This is a genomic window from Brevundimonas sp. 2YAF1, from assembly GCF_052114745.1.
In the GTDB taxonomy this organism is placed as follows: domain Bacteria; phylum Pseudomonadota; class Alphaproteobacteria; order Caulobacterales; family Caulobacteraceae; genus Brevundimonas.
On record NZ_JBFRFI010000008.1, the window covers coordinates 88,650 to 104,310 of the forward strand.

Genomic DNA, 15,661 nt, shown 5'->3' on the forward strand with positions numbered 1-15,661 from the left:
CAGCCGGAGGCTGACGGATGAGGGGTCGCGCCACGCCTGAGTTGTCGACCTGAAGCCAGCGTCGCGAGACCCCTCATCCGACCTCGCGTTGCTCGGCCACCTTCTCCCGCAAGGGGAGAAGGACGCTCTACCTCGGCTCCGCCTCCGGCCGGTGCACGATCGACACCAGCACCACCGAAATGATCATCAGCAAGAACCACGCCCCCAGCTTGTTCAGGCTGACCATCTCCCAGCCGTCCGCCTGCCCCGGATAGACCCAGGCCCGCGCAAACGTCCCCAGGTTCTCGGCGAACCAGATGAACAGGGCCACCAGCCCAAAGCCCAGCAGCAGCGGCATCGACCGCCGCCGCCGGTCTGCGGTGAACCAGAACCAGCCCCGCCCGAACAGCAGCACGGTGGCCGCAAACAGCGCGATCCGCACATCCGGCAGCCAGTGATGGGCGAAGAAGTTGACATAGATCGCCGCCGCCAGAACCCACGTCGTCCACAGCGGCGGATAGTGCCTCACCCGGATATGGAAGATGCGCTGCACCCGCGCGATATAGCTGCCCACCGCCGCATACATGAAGCCCGAGAACAGCGGCACCGCCCCGATCCGCAGCAGCGAGTCCTCAGGGTAGAGCCACGACCCGTGCCAGGTCTTGAACAGCTCCATGATCGTCCCGGCGACATGGAACAGGAAGATGACCCGCGCCTCCTCCCAGCTCTCCAGCCGGAAGGCCAGCATCAGCCCCTGTATCCCCAGCGCCCCGATGACCAGAACGTCATAGCGCGCCACCGGCGCCCCGCCCTCAGGCCACAGGACCGGCCACAGCAGATGCGTCCCGACCAGCAGCACCAGCATGGCCCCGCCGAACAGACAGGCCCACCCCTGCTTCAGCCCGAACCACAGGAACTCATAGGCATACCCCCGCCACCGCCCCCGATCCGCCCACGCCTCCGCGTGGGTCATCAGCCGACGGCCCCAGGCTTCGAGCGGGAGACGGGGGGATGGGGTCATGAGAGGAGGTTAGCAGCAGCCCAATCGGACACCATGCCCCCTACGACATCCGGCGCGCGAAGGGGCGAACATCCGCGAGACAGATTGAGAACTTGACGTTCGTCGAACGGACACCATCTGCAAGATGCAAGCTTGACTAATGGGGGTATGGCAATGGGTAAAAAGCGTTTTCCGTGGAAGAGCAACTTCTTGAAAATCCCACCGAAGGTGCGGACCGATCTTGAGAAGGTCGACGGCGACCTAATCGCAGTCGCGGCTGTAAAGTCAGTTCGCGTCGCTGATATCAATAGCGGCCTCTACAGCCACCTGGGCCTAAATGTCGACTTGCTAGACGATGCCATCGTAACTGACGGCCCCAAGCAGCCTGTCGAAGATGCAGGCAAGTGGTCTTACCGGAACGCCCGAGGCTGGGAACGCAAACGCCGAGACCTCCCCATGGTCTCTAAGAGCTTCGTATGGGAAACGCCAAACTTCGGTGACGCGTCAACGTACGGAACGCACACCCACTACCAAAGCAGGCAGGTCTATCAGAATCAAGTCTTCGAGCCTCAGGGCATGGAGATTGAGCCAACGATCTTATCTCAAACGACTGGCGACTACGTCTTAGTCAAGTTCGCACTTACACCTCTGCTGAGCCGTAGCCAGCCGGAGTTCGAACTAATGCTTCTCTGGGCGCTAAACGTGCTGCAGGAGAACACCGGGGTTACGGGTATATTTTCCACCACCGCCAGCAAAGACGATTTTATTCGCACCATAGAGCTCGACTGGGACATATTCCCACCAGGAACAATTGATGATGTCGTCGCATGGTTTTCTTCAAAGCCGAGCAAAGCATCTAAAGCACCAGACTTCGAAAAACATCTTCGAGATCGAACCTCTGCCTTTAGCAAGCTGAAGCCCGAGTCCTACATTCGAGGATCAGGACAATTTGGATCTTATTTCGGTGCCAAGTTCGCCGAAGACCTAGTAGTTTTCGAAAACCTCAGATACGGGAACGCGCTATACATCCTCTATGATGACTGGGACGAAATCTCGAAGCGTTCGCGCCTCGACCTCCTACGAGATCATGACGCTAAATTCGATCGTGTCGTCCACACGTCGGATTGGCAGCTTCAATTCAACAAGATCATGAAGGAAGAACTTGCCGCCCGACGGCGAGGCAAAGGTCGACGCTCCCCTCCGCGCACCTAGGCCACCTGCTTGGCTGCATACGCCCCTCACCCCCGCCCGCGATAGGTCGCGACGCCTTGATCCGGCAGCCAGACGCCTTCGATGGGCGCGCCGGTTTGCCAGAAGACGTCGATGGGGATGCCGCCGCGCGGGTACCAGTAGCCGCCGATGCGCAGCCATTTCGGTTGCAGCAGGTCGGCCAGGCGCTTGCCGATGGCGACGGTGCAGTCCTCGTGGAAGGCGCCGTGGTTGCGGAAGCTGGTCAGGTACATCTTCAGGCTCTTGGACTCGACCAGCCAGTCGCCGGGCACATAGTCGATGACGATGTGGGCGAAGTCGGGCTGGCCCGTCACCGGGCACAGGCTGGTGAACTCGGGCGCGGTGAAGCGCGCGACATACAGGGTGTCGGCGTGCGGATTGGGCACGCGTTCCAGCACCGCCTCTTCCGGGTTGGTCGGGGCGGCGGTCTGGGCGCCGAGCTGGGACAGGCTGTCGGTATAGTGCGTCATGCCCGCCATTTAGGCGTTCGCCCCGCCAAAGAAAATCCTCGCCCCGCGCGGGCGTTTCGACAATCGACCTGGCGCCCCTGCTGGCCGTGGTAGAATGCGGCTCGCGGACGGATGGGCCTGAGGGGGATTTCAGACGATTCAGACGAATTGGACTCTGTTTTTTCGGCGCGCCCTCTTCAATCGTCCTTCTCCCCTCGTGGGAGAAGGTGGGCGCCGAAGGCGCTCGGATGAGGGGGCGGGTTCCACAGGCGCGACGGCGGAGGGTTGAGTTGACGCCCCCTCATCCGTCTCGCTGCGCGAGCCACCTTCTCCCACGAGGGGAGAAGGGTGATGGATGCATTGCCTTCCCCCGCGACAGCCGTCTAGCGTAGCCAAAAGCAACCCAGGAGACGCCCGTGGCCATTCCCGCTTCCTTGCAGTCCGGCCTCAAGCTGCCGGTCATCGCGGCCCCCATGTTCCTGGTCTCGGGGCCGGATCTGGTGGTCGAGACCTGCAATGCGGGCGCGATCGGCACCTTCCCCTCGCTGAACCAGCGCACGACCGAGGGCTATCGCGACTGGGTTCAGGAGATCAAGTCGCGGTTGAAGCCCGACGCCGCCGCCTTTGGCGTCAACCACATCGTCCATCCGACCAACCCGCGCCTGATGGCCGACATGATGGTCTCGGTCGAAGAAAAAGTGCCGCTGATCATCACCTCGCTCGGCGCGGTGCGCGACGTGGTGGATGCGGTGCACGGCTACGGCGGCGTGGTCTTCCACGACATCGCCAATGTCCGCCATGCGAGAAAGGCCGCCGAGGCCGGGGTCGACGGCCTGATCCTGGTCGCCAACGGCGCCGGCGGCCACGCGGGCGTGGTCAATTCCTTCGCCCTGATCAACGAGGTGCGCAGCTTCTATGAAGGGACCATCATCCTGGCGGGCTGCATCTCGACGGGTCAGGACGTGGCGGCGGCGCTGATGATGGGCGCCGACTTCGCCTATATGGGCACCCGCTTCATCGCCACGACCGAAAGCGCGGCCCAGCCCCACTACAAGGACTTGATCGTCGCCTCCGGCTCCGCCGACATCACCTATACGCCCGCCGTCTCGGGCATCCCCGCCAACTTCCTGACCCCCTCCCTGGTCGAGAACAAGATCGACCCCGCTTCCCTGCCCGCGCACAAGCTGGACATGGGCGAGGAAGCCAAGGCGTGGAAGACCGTCTGGTCCGCAGGCCAAGGTTCCGGATCCGTGCACGACATCCCCTCCGCGGCCCAGCTTGTCGCGCGGTTGACGGATGAATTTTCGCAAGCCTGTGACAAATTCGATAAGAAGCGTCTCTAGAGGCAGGCTCGTCGCTTTCACGAGGCCCTCATGCTCCGCACCCTGACGAACGCCGCCCTTCTCGCCGCCACCCCCCTGGTCCTGCTGGCCTCCACGGCCCATGCGCAGGACGCGGGCAAGTGGTCCTTCTCCGCCGGTGCGGCGACGGACAACCGCTCCAAGGACGCCTCCAAGTCCGACGGCGATCCCTTCGTCTTCGGGACGGCGGAATGGGAGAGCGCCAGCGGCCTGTTCTACGGTTCAGGCGGCCTGGAAACCATCGACGGCGGCGGCTCCAAGCTGGAGAACGAACTGGCCGTGGGCGTCCGCCCCGAGTTCGCCGGCTTCGACTTCGACCTGAGCGTCGCCCACAAGTACCGCATCGGCGCCGACGACGGCTATGACGCCGACGCCTGGGAATTCACCGCCGACATGAAGCGGTCGATCGGCCCGGCCAGCGCCCGTCTGCGGCTGCAGTACTCGCCCGACGGCACCGGCTCGACCAAGGCCTGGACCTGGGTCGCCGTGCGTGGCGGCTGGGACTTCACGGACAAGCTGAACGTCTCGGCCGAGATCGGCCGCCGTGAGCAGAACAACGCCATCGACTACACCGGCTGGAACGTCGGCGGCAGCTACGCCCTGACCCCGAAGATGGATCTGGAGCTGCGCTACTACGACACCGACGCCGATGTTCCGGGCGAGCAGTACCGCTCGGCCCTGGTGGCGGGCGTCAGCTACGCCTTCTGAGTTCCTGACCGATCAGCGGTGGTCAATCGGCGGAAAGTCCCTACGTTAAGGGCATGACTTTCCGCCCCACCACCCTAGAGCGTGCGTATCAGTTGGCTGAAAGCGGCGCTTGCCGGACGGTCAGCGACGTCAAACAGGCCCTTCAGAGCGAGGGCTATGACCGCATTCAGGACAGCCTCTACGGCGGCACGATCACCGCCGCCCTGCGCAAACGCTGCCAGGAGAATTTCGTCGGCGGCGCCGAAGATTCAGCCGCGGTCGAAGTCGAGGAAGAAGACGCCTGAAACCTAGGGGCTTGCGTTGGACGCGATTGCCGTCCATTTTACCCCTCGTCGATCTCTCTGCGTAACGCTCCTGCCCCTTTGCTATGCGCACCGAGGACTAAGCCGATCCATTCAGACCCGACAGGCCCAAGGGATGTTCCCCGAGGCCAACGACTAGCGGAGGTCCTGAAAATGGCTACCGGCACTGTGAAATGGTTTAACTCCACCAAGGGCTACGGCTTCATCCAACCGGATGACGGCGGCAAGGACGTGTTCGTGCACATCTCGGCTGTCGAAGCTGCCGGCCTGCGTGGCCTCGACGAGAACCAAAAGGTCTCGTACGAAATCGAGCGCGACCGTCGCTCGGGCAAGGAATCGGCCGGTCAACTGAAGACCGAAGGCTGATTTCTCGCGCCGTTCATTCGGCGCGGATTTCTAACGGCGGCGACGGCTTCGGCTGTCGCCGCCGTTTTCGTTTGGGGCATGCGCCAAGGCCTCTCCAAGGCCTTTTTGCCTCCTGCCCTTGCTAATGGGCGGCAAAGCGCCCACCTCTATCTTGTCGATCTCTCTGCGAAACGCTGCTGCCCCTTTGCATCGCGCACCGAGGTCCAAAGCCGATCCATTCAGACCCGACAGGCCACCAGGATATCCTTCCTGCGGCCACTCAAACGGGGAGTCCTGAAAATGGCTACCGGCACTGTCAAATGGTACAATTCCACCAAGGGCTACGGCTTCGTCCAGCCTGACGACGGCGGCAAGGACGTCTTCGTCCACGCCACGGCCGTCGAGGCTTCTTCGCTCGGCATGCTGAACGAAGGCCAGAAGATCTCCTACGAAATCGAACGCGACAGCCGCAGCGGCAAAGAGTCCGCTGGCCGTCTTCAGGCTGCTGACTAATCTCAGCACCTGATCGGCGGCTGAAAAGTCGCCGAACTCGCTTTCTATTCGCTGAGGGGCCGGTCGCATGCGCGCCGGCCCTGACGCCATCTGGAGACGCCCATGACTTCCCTGGCCGATAGAATTCCGACCCTGACCGAAACCGACCTCAAGGCCCTGCGCGCCAACGCCGCTCGCCTCGCGGAAACCGGCTCACCGGTTCAGGTCGCTTCCGCGTCCGAAATCATTCCGCTGATCGACGCCCGTCTGGCCGAAATCGCTGCAGCGCCCAAGGCTACGGTCGTGCGCAAGCGCGCAGCCCCCAAGAAGAAGCTGCCGCCCGCGACCGGCCACCAGACCGCCCTGCCCCCCAAGACGGCCTGATCGGCCTTCAGCTCAAGGCCTGATCCAGATCGGCGATCAGGTCTTCCACGTCCTCGACCCCGACCGATAGACGGATCAGGTTATCAGTGACGCCGCCGGCCTCGCGCACCTCTTTCGGCACGCTGGCGTGGGTCATGATCGCCGGGTGGTTCACCAGGCTTTCGACCCCGCCCAGCGACTCCGCCAGGGTGAAGACGCGGACCCGCTCCAACACCCGTTTGGTCTGCTCCAGATCGCCGTCGATCAGCACCGTGACCATGCCGCCGAAGCGGCCGTTCATCTGGCGCGCAGCCAGATCGTGCTGCGGGTGGCTGATCAGGCCCGGATAGATGACCTTGGCGACGCCGGCGCGGTCTTCCAGCCAGCGCGCCACGGCCATGGCGTTCTCATTGTGCGCCTTCATGCGCAGGCCCAGCGTCTTTAGCCCCCGGTTGGCCAGGAAGGCGTCGAACGGCCCCATGACCCCGCCGATCGAGTTCTGCAGGAACTTCAGCTGGGCCGCCATCTCGGCATCCTTGGCCACCAGAACGCCGCCGACGATGTCGGAATGGCCGTTCAGATATTTGGTGGCCGAGTGCATGACGACATCCGCCCCCAGGGCCAGCGGCTGTTGGCTCCACGGCGTGGCGAAGGTGTTGTCGACCACCAGGATCAGCTTGTGCGCCTTGGCGATTTTCGACAGGGCCTCGATGTCGGCCAGCTTCATCATCGGATTGGTCGGGGTTTCGACCCACAGCATCCGCGTCTTGTCCGTGATCGCCGCCTCGACCGCGCTCAGGTCGCTGAGATCGACATAGGCGAAGTCCAGCCCCATCGACCGGCGCCGCACCCGCTCGAACAGCCGCCACGAGCCGCCGTACAGGTCGTCGCCGGTGACGATGTGCGACCCGGCGTCCAGCAGTTCCAGCGCCGTCGAGGTCGCCGCCATACCCGAGCCGAAGCCGAAGGCCTGAACCCCGCCCTCCAGATCGGCGATGCAGGCCTCGAACGCCTCGCGCGTCGGGTTCTTGCCGCGCGCGTACTCATAGCCCTTGTTCACGCCCGGGCTTTCCTGGGCGTAGGTCGAGGTGGCGTAGATCGGCGTCATCACCGCGCCCGTGGTCGGGTCGGGCTTCTGGCCCGCGTGGATGGCGCGGGTCGAGAAACCCTGGCTGTTCTTGAGCAAGCTCATGATCTTGTCCTGTCTCTGCGACGGCCGATGTTGCCGTCGAAATAGTCCGAGGACCGGGTGAACACCTCGGCCCATTGTTGTGCATTCAAAATATGTCCGGCGCCACGCAGCACCTGGACCCGCACCGGCACGTCGTGATCGCGGATGAAGCTGGCCCAGGCGGCGGTGTTGCCGGGCTTCACATTGGCGTCGTTCTCGGCCCGAATGATCAGAACCGGGATATGTCGTTGCGGATTTCGCGGCGTATAGACATCCACACCGCCAGCCAGACCAATCGCCGCCCCCGCGTGACCGCCCCCCAGAGCGCCGTCCACCGCGACGTAGGAACCCAGGGAATAGCCGAACAGGCCGATCCGCTCGGGCTCTACACCGGCTCGCGTCGCCAGCCAGTCGGCCCCGTCCAGCCCGACCCGCCGCCAGGCCGCCATGACCGGCGGCGGCCGTCGACCATCGTCCGGGGCTGCGTCGACGAATAGGGGCGTCAGCACGGCGTAGCCGTCCCCGGCAAACCGCAGCGCCAGTTCATGCCAGGGTCCGGCGCTTCGTATCCGGGCTCCCGCCCCATGCATCATGACGACCCCCGAGCCCCGCGCGTCCCCCTGAGCGGGGTAGTAGATGGCGCGGATCGACTTGCCGCCGCTGTCGAAGGCCACGCCCTCGAAGGGCGCGGCCTGCGCCAAGACGCCGCCGCCTAACGTCGCCAGAGCGACGCCGCCCAGCCCGCCCAGCCCTGCGCGCCGGGTCAGCATGGCCCTACCGGTTCAGGCTGAGGTGGTTGATCAGGTCGGTGCGGGCGATCAGGCCGACGAAGGTCTCGCCGTCCAGCACGATGGCCACCCGGTCGCGGTCGAAGATGGGGATCAGGGCGTCCAGCGATTCCTTGACCTGCAGCGTGTCCAGGTCGCGGGTCATGGCCGAGGACACCGGCATGGCGAAGCGCTCCTGACGGGTGATGTCGTCGGTGTTCATCGTGTGGACGATGTCGCTCTCGTCCAGAATGCCGACCAGGCGGCCGTCCTGAATGACCGGCAGCTGCGAGACGCCGTCGCCCTTCATCCGCTTGAAGGCGGTGTCCAGGGTGTCGTCGGGGCCGATCACGACCACGTCGCCGTTGGCGTATTTGCGGGTGATCAGGTCCGACAGGTCGCCGTGCAGTTCGCGCTGGGTCAGGCCCTGATCGGCCAGCCAGGCGTCGTTGTAGACCTTGGACAGATACTTGGCCCCGGTGTCGCAGACGAAGGTCACGACGCGCTTCGGCTCGGTATGTTCGCGGCACCAGCGCAGGGCCGTGGCGATCAGAGTGCCGGACGACGAACCGGCCAGAATGCCTTCCTTCAACAGCAGGTCGCGCACCGTGGCGATCGCCTCCGAGTCAGGGATCGAATAGGCCTTGTCGATCAGGTCAGGATCGGCGGTCTCGGGCATGAAGTTCTGGCCGATGCCTTCGACCGTATAGCTGCCGTCCGGCCCGGCCACGCCCTCGTTGATCAGGCCCGCCAGGGCCGAACCGACCGGGTCGGCCAGGATGATCTCGGCGTCCGAGCCTTGCGCCTTCAGATAGCGGGCGATGCCGGTGATGGTGCCGCCCGAACCGATGCCGGCGACGAAGGCGTCGACCTTGCCCTCCATCTGCTCCCAGATCTCCGGCCCCGTCGTCTTGAAGTGGGCCTCGGAGTTGGCGTCGTTGGCGAACTGGTTGACGAAATAGCCGCCCGGAATCTGCTGGGCCAGGCGCTCGGCCATGTCGGTGTAGTACTCAGGGTGGCCGTGCGGCACGTCCGAACGGGTCAGGCGAACGTCGGCGCCCATGGCCCGCAGATGCTGGATCTTCTCCTTCGACATCTTGTCGGGGATGACCAGCAGGACCTTGTAGCCCTTCTGCTTGCCGACCAGCGTCAGGGCCAGACCGGTGTTGCCCGCAGTCGCTTCCACGATCGTGCCGCCGGGCTTCAGCCAGCCGGCTTCCTCGGCGGCCGCGATCATCGACAGGGCGATCCGATCCTTGATCGACCCTCCTGGGTTCTGGCTCTCCAGCTTCAGGAACAGGCGGCAGGGGCCGGTGTCGATCTTGGTCACCTCGACCATCGGCGTCTTGCCGATCAGGTCCAGCAGCGACCCCACGGGACGGGACAGGACGGGGGCGTCGGACATCGACATGCGGAAGGCTCCGAAAAGGGCGTGTTCAGGGGCGGAAGCTGGGCGTCGGCGCCCTCGCGGTCAACTCACGCAAGTTTTCACCCATTTGCCCCGAAGCGCATTACATAGGACGCAATGACCAAGACGCCCAAACGCCCCGCCGCGGGTCTGCCCGACAAAGACACCCTGATCGCCTTCCTGCGCGAAGCCGGCGAGGCCGAGAAGGCCGACATCGCCCGCGTCTTCGGCCTGAAAGGGATCGAACGCCGCCAACTGCGCGAAATGCTGAAGACGCTGGAGGCCGAAGGCGCCTTGGGCAAGCGCGGCCGCAAGGGCTTTGCCGAAGCCGGCGCCCTGCCCGCCGTGGGCGTGGTCGATGTCGTGGATCGCGACGCCGACGGCGAGCTCTATGTCGAACTGGTCAAGGCCGGCGAGGACGCGCCGCGCGCGCTTCTGCTGCCTGATCGCGAAGGCAAGACGCCCGCGCCCGGCCTGGGCGACCGACTGCTGGTCAAGTTTACGCAAGGCGCCAAGGGCTGGGAGGCCCGGCTGGTCAAGCGGCTGGACGCCGGGACCAACCGCGTCCTGGGCGTGATCCGCAAATCCGCCCGCGAAACCCGCGTCGAGCCGGTCGACAAGCGCTCCAAGGACGTGCTGCTGATCCCCTCGGCCCAGGCCGGCGACCTGCGCGACGGCGATCTGGTGCTGGCCTCCATCGAAAAGGGCGATCATCGCCACGGGCCCAAGCGCGGCAAAATTCTCGAGACCATCGGCCGCGAGGACGACCCCTGCGCCGCCTCCATCATCGCCATCCACGCCCACGGCCTGCCGACTGGCTTCTCGGAACAGGTGGAGCGCGAGGCCGAGGATCAGGCCCTGCCGACGCTGAAGGGCCGCGAGGACCTGCGCGAGGTTCCCTTCATCACCATCGACCCGGCCGACGCGCGCGACCACGACGACGCCGTCTATGCCGAGCGCGATATGGACGCCAAGAACCCGGACGGCTGGATCGTCTGGGTCGCCATCGCCGATGTGGCGGCCTACGTCCGGCCCAACTCGGCGCTGGACCGCGAGGCGCGCGACAAGGGCAACTCGACCTACTTCCCCGACCGCGTCGAGCCGATGCTGCCGGAAGTCCTGTCCAACGGCCTGTGCAGCCTGAAACAGGGCGAGAACCGCGCCTGCATGGCCGTGCGCATGATCTTCGACAAGGACGGCAAGAAGAGCGGGCACAAGTTCATGCGCGGCCTGATGCGTTCGCACGCCAAGCTCTCCTACGAGCAGGCCCAGAACGCCATCGACGGCCAGCAGGACGACGTGACAGGTCCGATCATGGACGCCATCCTCTATCCGCTGTGGAATGCCTATTCGACCATGCTGAAGGGCCGCAACCGCCGCAGCCCCCTGGCCATCGAAAGCCCCGAACGCAGGGTGGTGATGGACCCCGGCGGCGGCATCGCCGCCATCGAGCCGCGCAAGTCGCTGGAGGCCCATCGCCTGATCGAAGAGATGATGATCCAGGCCAACGTCTGCGCCGCCGAAACGCTGGAGAAGACGCGCACGCCGCTGATCTATCGCGTCCACGAAGCGCCTAGCCAGGAGAAGATCTTCAACCTGGCGGACTTCCTGCACACCATCGCCATGCCCTGGAACAAGGGCGAGCCGGCCAACACCAAGCGGTTCAACAAGCTGCTGGACGAAACCCGCGACGGCCCCCACGCCGAGGTCGTCAACGAGGTGGTCCTGCGCACCCAGATGCAGGCCGTCTATTCGCCGGACAACGTCGGCCACTTCGGCTTGCACCTGGACCGCTACGCCCACTTCACGTCGCCGATCCGGCGCTATTCCGACCTGATCGTTCACCGCGGCCTGATCCGAGGGCTGAACCTGGGCTCGGACGGGCTGACGGACCGCGAGATCGCCGAAATGACCGCCATTGCCGAGCAGGTCACGACCACCGAGCGCCGCTCGATGGCCGCCGAGCGCGACGCCATGGACCGCTACATCGCCGCCTTCCTCGAAGACCATGTGGGCGCGACCTTCAGCGGCCGGATCACCGGCGTCACCCGCTTCGGCCTGTTCGTACGGCTGGACGAGACGGGCGCCGACGGTCTGGTGCCGGTCTCGACGCTCGGCAGCGAGTATTTCACCCACGACGACCGCGCCCACGCCCTGGTCGGCGAACGCACCGGCAAGCGGTTCACCCTGGGCCGTCGCGTCGAGGTCAAACTGATGGAGGCCACGCCCGTCACCGGCGGCCTGGTGCTGGAAATGCTGTCCGAGCCTGACCCCCGCGACCCCAACGCCCCGGCCCCGCGCTACGGCATTCGCGGACGCGGCGGCGACGGCCCGCCCAAGCGCGGCAAGGGCCGCCCCGGCGGTCCCAAGCCCCGCAACGGCGTGAAGCCCTCCGGCGGACTGAAGGGGGTTCGGAAAGGCAAGCGGCGGTGACCCTTTCCTCCCGCCCATCCCGGCGGACGCCGGGATCCAGTTCTTTGGCTTTCAGACGCCGCGCGCGGATCATTGCCCAAGCAGGTGCGCCGCAGCGGGCCTGGCTCTCACTGGACCCCGGCGTCCGCCGGGGTGAGCGGATATGAGAGCGCCCTTCGACGCCGCTCAGGACCTGGCCGACGCCCCGCGCACGGGCGGCGGACAGCGTCCCAAGGACGCCGCCACCCTGATCCTGACGCGCGGCGGCGACCGGCCCGAGGTGCTGATGGGGCGTCGCGCGCCCGGCCATGTCTTCATGGCGTCCAAATGGGTCTTTCCCGGCGGACGTATCGACCGTTCCGACTTCACCGCCGCCTCGACCGGCGACCTGTCCTCGGACGTGGCCCGGCGGCTGGAGGCCGAAATGCCGGCCCGCCGCGCCCGCGCCCTGGCCCTGACCGCCGTGCGCGAGACGTTCGAGGAGACCGGCCTGATCCTGGGCCGCCCCGCCCCTCCCGCCTCGGTCGCCGGACCCTGGCGCGAGTATCGTCAGGCGGGCGTCCTGCCCGACCTGTCGGTGCTGTCCTACGTGGCCCGTGCCGTGACCCCGCCGGGCCGCTCGCGCCGCTTCGACGCCCGTTTCTTCATGGCCCCGGTCGAGGCGCTGCGCGATCCCGACCGGATCAAGGGCTCAGGCGAACTGGACGAGATCGCCTGGCTGCCGCTGGCCGAGGCGCAGCACCTGGACCTGCCCGCCATCACCCGCTTCGTCCTAGACGAAATGGCCGAGCGGCTGGAGCATCCCAACCGCCCCCTGCCCTTCGTGCGCATGGTGCGGGGCCGCCACGTGGTCGAACATCGGGACTGACGGCCCGAGGCCCCCCCGTCTTTACTGGGCGACCGGCTTCGTCAGGTCGAACTCGACGCGGAAATGGCGGTTGGGGCGACGCAGTTCATAGGCGAACATCTGCGCCGGATGGACTTCCATCGCCCAGGTGTTGGTGGTCGACACCGAGGCGTTGTTGGCGGTGAACAAGTCGATGGATTCCTGATCGACCGGGAATTCCTGCCGCTGGGCCGTGCCCGATCCCGCCGTGTCACCGCCATACCAGTGCAGGACGTCGGTCGTGCCGTCGTCGTGGCGGTGATCATGTTTCAACCGCAGCCCGGTGGCCGTGCGCGTCACCACCCAAGTGCGCGACCGGTCCGCGCCGACCCAGAAGGGAATGCGAATCTCTTCGGCCGAACAATCGCGGACATGCATCAGCAGCCGCTGGCTGGCGAAATCCGAATCGGCGGCGTCGGTCGTCACCACCTTGCCCTCGAAGCGCTGGCCGCACAGGGCGCTCAGGTTCTTGAAGAAGGCGTCCTGTGGCGTCTCCGCCTGCGCGGCGGCGGGCAAGGACGACAGGGTCAGGGCGGCGGCCGCAAAGGCGATCGAGGTCATGGCTTTCATTCCGGCAGCCTAGCCGCTAGAAGCCATTCCTCAACGCGACATCGCGGGCGTTGACTTTGGTTCGCGCCTGAGTATGTTCCGCGCCTCTTGTTTCATGCGGCTTTCGCCGTCGCAAAGGTAATTCCGATGGCCAAACCGGCTTCCATCAAGATCCGCCTGAACTCCACCGCTGACACCGGCTTCTTCTACGTGACGAAGAAGAACGCCCGTACGATGACCGAAAAGATGGTCGTCAAGAAGTACGATCCGGTCGTGCGCAAGCACGTCGAGTTCAAGGAAGGCAAGATCAAGTAAGGGCTTAACCGCCCGGGCCTTTGGCTCGCTTGACTGCAGAATTCGAAACGCCCGGCTTTTCAGCCGGGCGTTTTTCGTTGCACGTTCAATAGCCAGGCGGCTCAAGCCGCGCGGGCGACGACCTTGTTCCGGCCCGAAGCCTTGGCCTCATAGACCCCCTCGTCCGCCCGCTTCAGCAGGGCTTCGGGCGTATCGCCCTCGCCCGTCGTCGCCGCCACGCCGACAGAAACGGTGATGTTCAGAAGCTCGCGCCCGCCCAGGGCGCGGAACGGCGCCGCGCCCACGTCACGACGGATTCGCTCGGCGATTCGCCTGGCGTCCTCCAGCGTGGTGCCGGGCATGACCACGACGAACTCCTCGCCGCCGAATCGGCAGGGCAAATCCACCGCCCGGACATTGGTCGCCAAACGCACCGAGAACTCGCGCAACACTTCATCGCCGGCGTCGTGGCCGAAGCCGTCGTTGACCGCCTTGAAGTGATCGATGTCCAGCACCAGCACGGCCAGCGGCTCGCCGCCGTTGTTGGCGCGCGCCACCAGGGCCTGAAGCTGGCTGGACATATAGCGGCGGTTGTGAAGTCCGGTCAGGGCGTCGGTGACGGCCATCTCGAGGCTGTAGTCCAGCTTTTCCCGGAGGAAGTCGCCGTAACGCTTGCGCCGCACTTGAGTGCGCACCCGCGCCGACAACTCTTCGGGATCGACAGGCCGGGTCAGGATGTCGTTGGCGCCCAGTTCCAGCGCCTTCAGAAGCCGAGGCCGGTCCTGCGAATCCACCAGGGCCAGAATCGGCAACCGCCGCGTCGGCTCCTTCGAGCGCGCCTGGGCGATCAGGCGCAGCCCGTCAAAGCCCTCGGACGTGACATTGACGATCATCAGATCGACCGGCCCCCGCGCCGCTTCCAGCGCCGCCTCGGGCGTCGATTCGATCAGGGGGCGGTGCTCGACCGCCAGTTCCTGCGCCACCTTGGCCGCCTGAAGCTCGTTGTCGTCGACGACCAGAACCCGCCCGCCGGAGCCCTTGAGCCGCGCCACGCCGGCCGTGTCGACGCCGACCCGCCGCCCGCTTTCCTCGCGCTCGCGCAGTTCGTCCATGACCATCTTCAGCCGGGTCAGGCTCTTGACCCGCGCCATCAGGATCACGTCGTCCAGCGGCTTGGTCAGGAAGTCGTCGGCGCCGGCTTCCAGGCCGCGAATACGATCATGTCGCCCGTCCAGCGCCGTGACCAGCACCACGGGGATATGTCGGGTCCGGGGGTCCTCCTTCAGACGGCGACAGGTTTCGAACCCGTCTAGGCCAGGCATCATGACATCCAGCAGGATCAGGTCCGGCTGTTCCGCCGTCGCCAGGGCGATGGCCGTCAACCCGTCGCTGCAGGTCAGGGCGTCGTAATATTCGATGGTCAGCTTGGCTTCGAGCAGTCGGACGTTGGTGTCGACGTCGTCCACGACCAGGATGCGCGCGCTCATGCGGCCCTACCCCAGATGCTTGCGGATTGTCTCGAGGAACGACACCACCGAGATGGGCTTGGAGATATAGGCCTCGCAACCACCCTGCCTGATCCGCTCCTCATCGCCCTTCATGGCGAAGGCGGTAACGGCGATGACGGGGATATGGTTCAGCTCTTCGTCGTCCTTGAGCCATTTGGTGACCTCAAGGCCGCTGATTTCCGGCAGTTGGATATCCATCAGGATCAGGTCGGGCCGGTGCTCGCGCGCGATGGCGAGCGCCTGCAGCCCTTCACGGGTCTGCAGGGTTTCGTAGCCCTGGGACTCGAGCAGATCATGAAAAAGCTTCATGTTCAGCTCGTTATCCTCGACGATGAGGACTTTCTTGGACATCCGCCACCCGGCTGTTTCGCCTCGAAATCGCGCACCTGCGATGGGCTTTTCGCCTTCTTCGGATGCACTGTGACGCACGCAGTCTT

General features: G+C 65.4%; 18 protein-coding genes. 10 read left to right on the forward strand and 8 right to left on the reverse strand.

Annotation, left to right across the window (positions count from 1 at the left end):
• Positions 1 to 127: 127 nt before the first annotated feature.
• A complete protein-coding gene (locus AB4Y68_RS11900) occupies positions 128 to 952 on the reverse strand; it encodes a DUF817 domain-containing protein (protein ID WP_441455976.1) in 825 nt (274 codons plus the stop codon).
• 201 nt (positions 953 to 1,153) lie between these two features.
• On the opposite strand from AB4Y68_RS11900, the gene AB4Y68_RS11905 reads away from it, so the two are divergent.
• Positions 1,154 to 2,191, forward strand: a complete 1,038-nt coding sequence (locus AB4Y68_RS11905) for a hypothetical protein (RefSeq protein WP_441455977.1) — start codon at positions 1,154 to 1,156, stop codon at positions 2,189 to 2,191.
• A gap of 26 nt (positions 2,192 to 2,217) precedes the next feature.
• Here the strand turns inward: AB4Y68_RS11905 and queF are convergent, their stop codons facing one another.
• The gene (gene queF, locus AB4Y68_RS11910; RefSeq protein ID WP_178828914.1) at positions 2,218 to 2,679 is read right to left on the reverse strand and encodes a preQ(1) synthase; all 462 of its coding nucleotides are present in this window, start codon (positions 2,677 to 2,679) and stop codon (positions 2,218 to 2,220) included.
• Between the two features lie 395 nt (positions 2,680 to 3,074).
• On the opposite strand from queF, the gene AB4Y68_RS11915 reads away from it, so the two are divergent.
• From AB4Y68_RS11915 to AB4Y68_RS11940, 6 genes are all read left to right on the forward strand, one after another.
• Complete coding sequence (locus AB4Y68_RS11915) at positions 3,075 to 4,001, forward strand: NAD(P)H-dependent flavin oxidoreductase (RefSeq protein WP_441455978.1); 927 nt, start codon at positions 3,075 to 3,077, stop codon at positions 3,999 to 4,001.
• Between the two features lie 30 nt (positions 4,002 to 4,031).
• On the forward strand, positions 4,032 to 4,727 hold the full coding sequence (locus AB4Y68_RS11920) for a TorF family putative porin (protein ID WP_441455979.1): 696 nt from the start codon (positions 4,032 to 4,034) through the stop codon (positions 4,725 to 4,727).
• A gap of 53 nt (positions 4,728 to 4,780) precedes the next feature.
• Positions 4,781 to 5,011, forward strand: coding sequence for a hypothetical protein (locus tag AB4Y68_RS11925; RefSeq protein ID WP_441455980.1), 231 nt, complete (start codon positions 4,781 to 4,783; stop codon positions 5,009 to 5,011).
• Between the two features lie 171 nt (positions 5,012 to 5,182).
• Positions 5,183 to 5,395: a cold-shock protein gene (locus AB4Y68_RS11930; protein WP_003167329.1), complete on the forward strand. Its 213-nt coding sequence runs from the start codon at positions 5,183 to 5,185 to the stop codon at positions 5,393 to 5,395.
• Positions 5,396 to 5,674: 279 nt separating this feature from the next.
• Positions 5,675 to 5,887 (forward strand): cold-shock protein, encoded by a 213-nt coding sequence (locus AB4Y68_RS11935; RefSeq protein WP_114816421.1) that lies wholly within the window; start codon positions 5,675 to 5,677, stop codon positions 5,885 to 5,887.
• 102 nt (positions 5,888 to 5,989) lie between these two features.
• On the forward strand, positions 5,990 to 6,250 hold the full coding sequence (locus AB4Y68_RS11940) for a hypothetical protein (protein WP_441455981.1): 261 nt from the start codon (positions 5,990 to 5,992) through the stop codon (positions 6,248 to 6,250).
• A gap of 7 nt (positions 6,251 to 6,257) precedes the next feature.
• Here the strand turns inward: AB4Y68_RS11940 and AB4Y68_RS11945 are convergent, their stop codons facing one another.
• From AB4Y68_RS11945 to AB4Y68_RS11955, 3 genes are read right to left on the reverse strand one after another with little or no spacing between them, the layout of a single operon-like run.
• Positions 6,258 to 7,421: a cystathionine gamma-synthase gene (locus AB4Y68_RS11945; protein ID WP_441455982.1), complete on the reverse strand. Its 1,164-nt coding sequence runs from the start codon at positions 7,419 to 7,421 to the stop codon at positions 6,258 to 6,260.
• Positions 7,418 to 8,170, reverse strand: coding sequence for an alpha/beta hydrolase family protein (locus AB4Y68_RS11950; RefSeq protein ID WP_441455983.1), 753 nt, complete (start codon positions 8,168 to 8,170; stop codon positions 7,418 to 7,420). The genes AB4Y68_RS11945 and AB4Y68_RS11950 overlap by 4 nt, the downstream gene beginning before the upstream one ends.
• A 4-nt stretch (positions 8,171 to 8,174) precedes the next feature.
• The gene (locus AB4Y68_RS11955) at positions 8,175 to 9,578 is read right to left on the reverse strand and encodes a pyridoxal-phosphate dependent enzyme (protein ID WP_441455984.1); all 1,404 of its coding nucleotides are present in this window, start codon (positions 9,576 to 9,578) and stop codon (positions 8,175 to 8,177) included.
• A gap of 114 nt (positions 9,579 to 9,692) precedes the next feature.
• Here AB4Y68_RS11955 and rnr point away from each other — a divergent pair, with 114 nt between their 5' ends.
• Positions 9,693 to 12,008, forward strand: a complete 2,316-nt coding sequence (gene rnr, locus AB4Y68_RS11960) for a ribonuclease R (RefSeq protein ID WP_441455985.1) — start codon at positions 9,693 to 9,695, stop codon at positions 12,006 to 12,008.
• 142 nt (positions 12,009 to 12,150) lie between these two features.
• Complete coding sequence (locus AB4Y68_RS11965) at positions 12,151 to 12,855, forward strand: NUDIX hydrolase (protein WP_441455986.1); 705 nt, start codon at positions 12,151 to 12,153, stop codon at positions 12,853 to 12,855.
• A gap of 21 nt (positions 12,856 to 12,876) precedes the next feature.
• Here the strand turns inward: AB4Y68_RS11965 and AB4Y68_RS11970 are convergent, their stop codons facing one another.
• Positions 12,877 to 13,434 carry a hypothetical protein gene (locus tag AB4Y68_RS11970; protein ID WP_441455987.1) on the reverse strand — a complete coding sequence of 186 codons (558 nt, stop codon included), beginning with the start codon at positions 13,432 to 13,434 and terminating at the stop codon, positions 12,877 to 12,879.
• Between the two features lie 135 nt (positions 13,435 to 13,569).
• On the opposite strand from AB4Y68_RS11970, the gene rpmG reads away from it, so the two are divergent.
• On the forward strand, positions 13,570 to 13,737 hold the full coding sequence (gene rpmG / locus AB4Y68_RS11975; RefSeq protein ID WP_003164451.1) for a 50S ribosomal protein L33: 168 nt from the start codon (positions 13,570 to 13,572) through the stop codon (positions 13,735 to 13,737).
• 101 nt (positions 13,738 to 13,838) lie between these two features.
• Here the strand turns inward: rpmG and AB4Y68_RS11980 are convergent, their stop codons facing one another.
• On the reverse strand, positions 13,839 to 15,203 hold the full coding sequence (locus AB4Y68_RS11980) for a PleD family two-component system response regulator (protein ID WP_441455988.1): 1,365 nt from the start codon (positions 15,201 to 15,203) through the stop codon (positions 13,839 to 13,841).
• A gap of 6 nt (positions 15,204 to 15,209) precedes the next feature.
• Positions 15,210 to 15,575, reverse strand: a complete 366-nt coding sequence (locus tag AB4Y68_RS11985) for a response regulator (protein ID WP_441456067.1) — start codon at positions 15,573 to 15,575, stop codon at positions 15,210 to 15,212.
• Positions 15,576 to 15,661: the final 86 nt, after the last annotated feature.

Excerpts from the sequence above, each read along its gene's own strand:
- AB4Y68_RS11900 (WP_441455976.1), bottom strand. The coding sequence starts at position 952 with ATGACCCACGCGGAGGCGTGGGCGGATCGGGGGCGGTGGCGGGGGTAT.
- AB4Y68_RS11905 (WP_441455977.1), top strand. The coding sequence starts at position 1,154 with ATGGGTAAAAAGCGTTTTCCGTGGAAGAGCAACTTCTTGAAAATCCCA.
- queF (WP_178828914.1), bottom strand. The coding sequence starts at position 2,679 with ATGACGCACTATACCGACAGCCTGTCCCAGCTCGGCGCCCAGACCGCC.
- AB4Y68_RS11920 (WP_441455979.1), top strand. The coding sequence starts at position 4,032 with ATGCTCCGCACCCTGACGAACGCCGCCCTTCTCGCCGCCACCCCCCTG.
- AB4Y68_RS11925 (WP_441455980.1), top strand. The coding sequence starts at position 4,781 with ATGACTTTCCGCCCCACCACCCTAGAGCGTGCGTATCAGTTGGCTGAA.
- AB4Y68_RS11930 (WP_003167329.1), top strand. The coding sequence starts at position 5,183 with ATGGCTACCGGCACTGTGAAATGGTTTAACTCCACCAAGGGCTACGGC.
- AB4Y68_RS11935 (WP_114816421.1), top strand. The coding sequence starts at position 5,675 with ATGGCTACCGGCACTGTCAAATGGTACAATTCCACCAAGGGCTACGGC.
- AB4Y68_RS11940 (WP_441455981.1), top strand. The coding sequence starts at position 5,990 with ATGACTTCCCTGGCCGATAGAATTCCGACCCTGACCGAAACCGACCTC.
- AB4Y68_RS11945 (WP_441455982.1), bottom strand. The coding sequence starts at position 7,421 with ATGAGCTTGCTCAAGAACAGCCAGGGTTTCTCGACCCGCGCCATCCAC.
- AB4Y68_RS11950 (WP_441455983.1), bottom strand. The coding sequence starts at position 8,170 with ATGCTGACCCGGCGCGCAGGGCTGGGCGGGCTGGGCGGCGTCGCTCTG.
- AB4Y68_RS11955 (WP_441455984.1), bottom strand. The coding sequence starts at position 9,578 with ATGTCGATGTCCGACGCCCCCGTCCTGTCCCGTCCCGTGGGGTCGCTG.
- rnr (WP_441455985.1), top strand. The coding sequence starts at position 9,693 with ATGACCAAGACGCCCAAACGCCCCGCCGCGGGTCTGCCCGACAAAGAC.
- AB4Y68_RS11965 (WP_441455986.1), top strand. The coding sequence starts at position 12,151 with ATGAGAGCGCCCTTCGACGCCGCTCAGGACCTGGCCGACGCCCCGCGC.
- AB4Y68_RS11970 (WP_441455987.1), bottom strand. The coding sequence starts at position 13,434 with ATGACCTCGATCGCCTTTGCGGCCGCCGCCCTGACCCTGTCGTCCTTG.
- rpmG (WP_003164451.1), top strand. The coding sequence starts at position 13,570 with ATGGCCAAACCGGCTTCCATCAAGATCCGCCTGAACTCCACCGCTGAC.
- AB4Y68_RS11980 (WP_441455988.1), bottom strand. The coding sequence starts at position 15,203 with ATGAGCGCGCGCATCCTGGTCGTGGACGACGTCGACACCAACGTCCGA.
- AB4Y68_RS11985 (WP_441456067.1), bottom strand. The coding sequence starts at position 15,575 with ATGTCCAAGAAAGTCCTCATCGTCGAGGATAACGAGCTGAACATGAAG.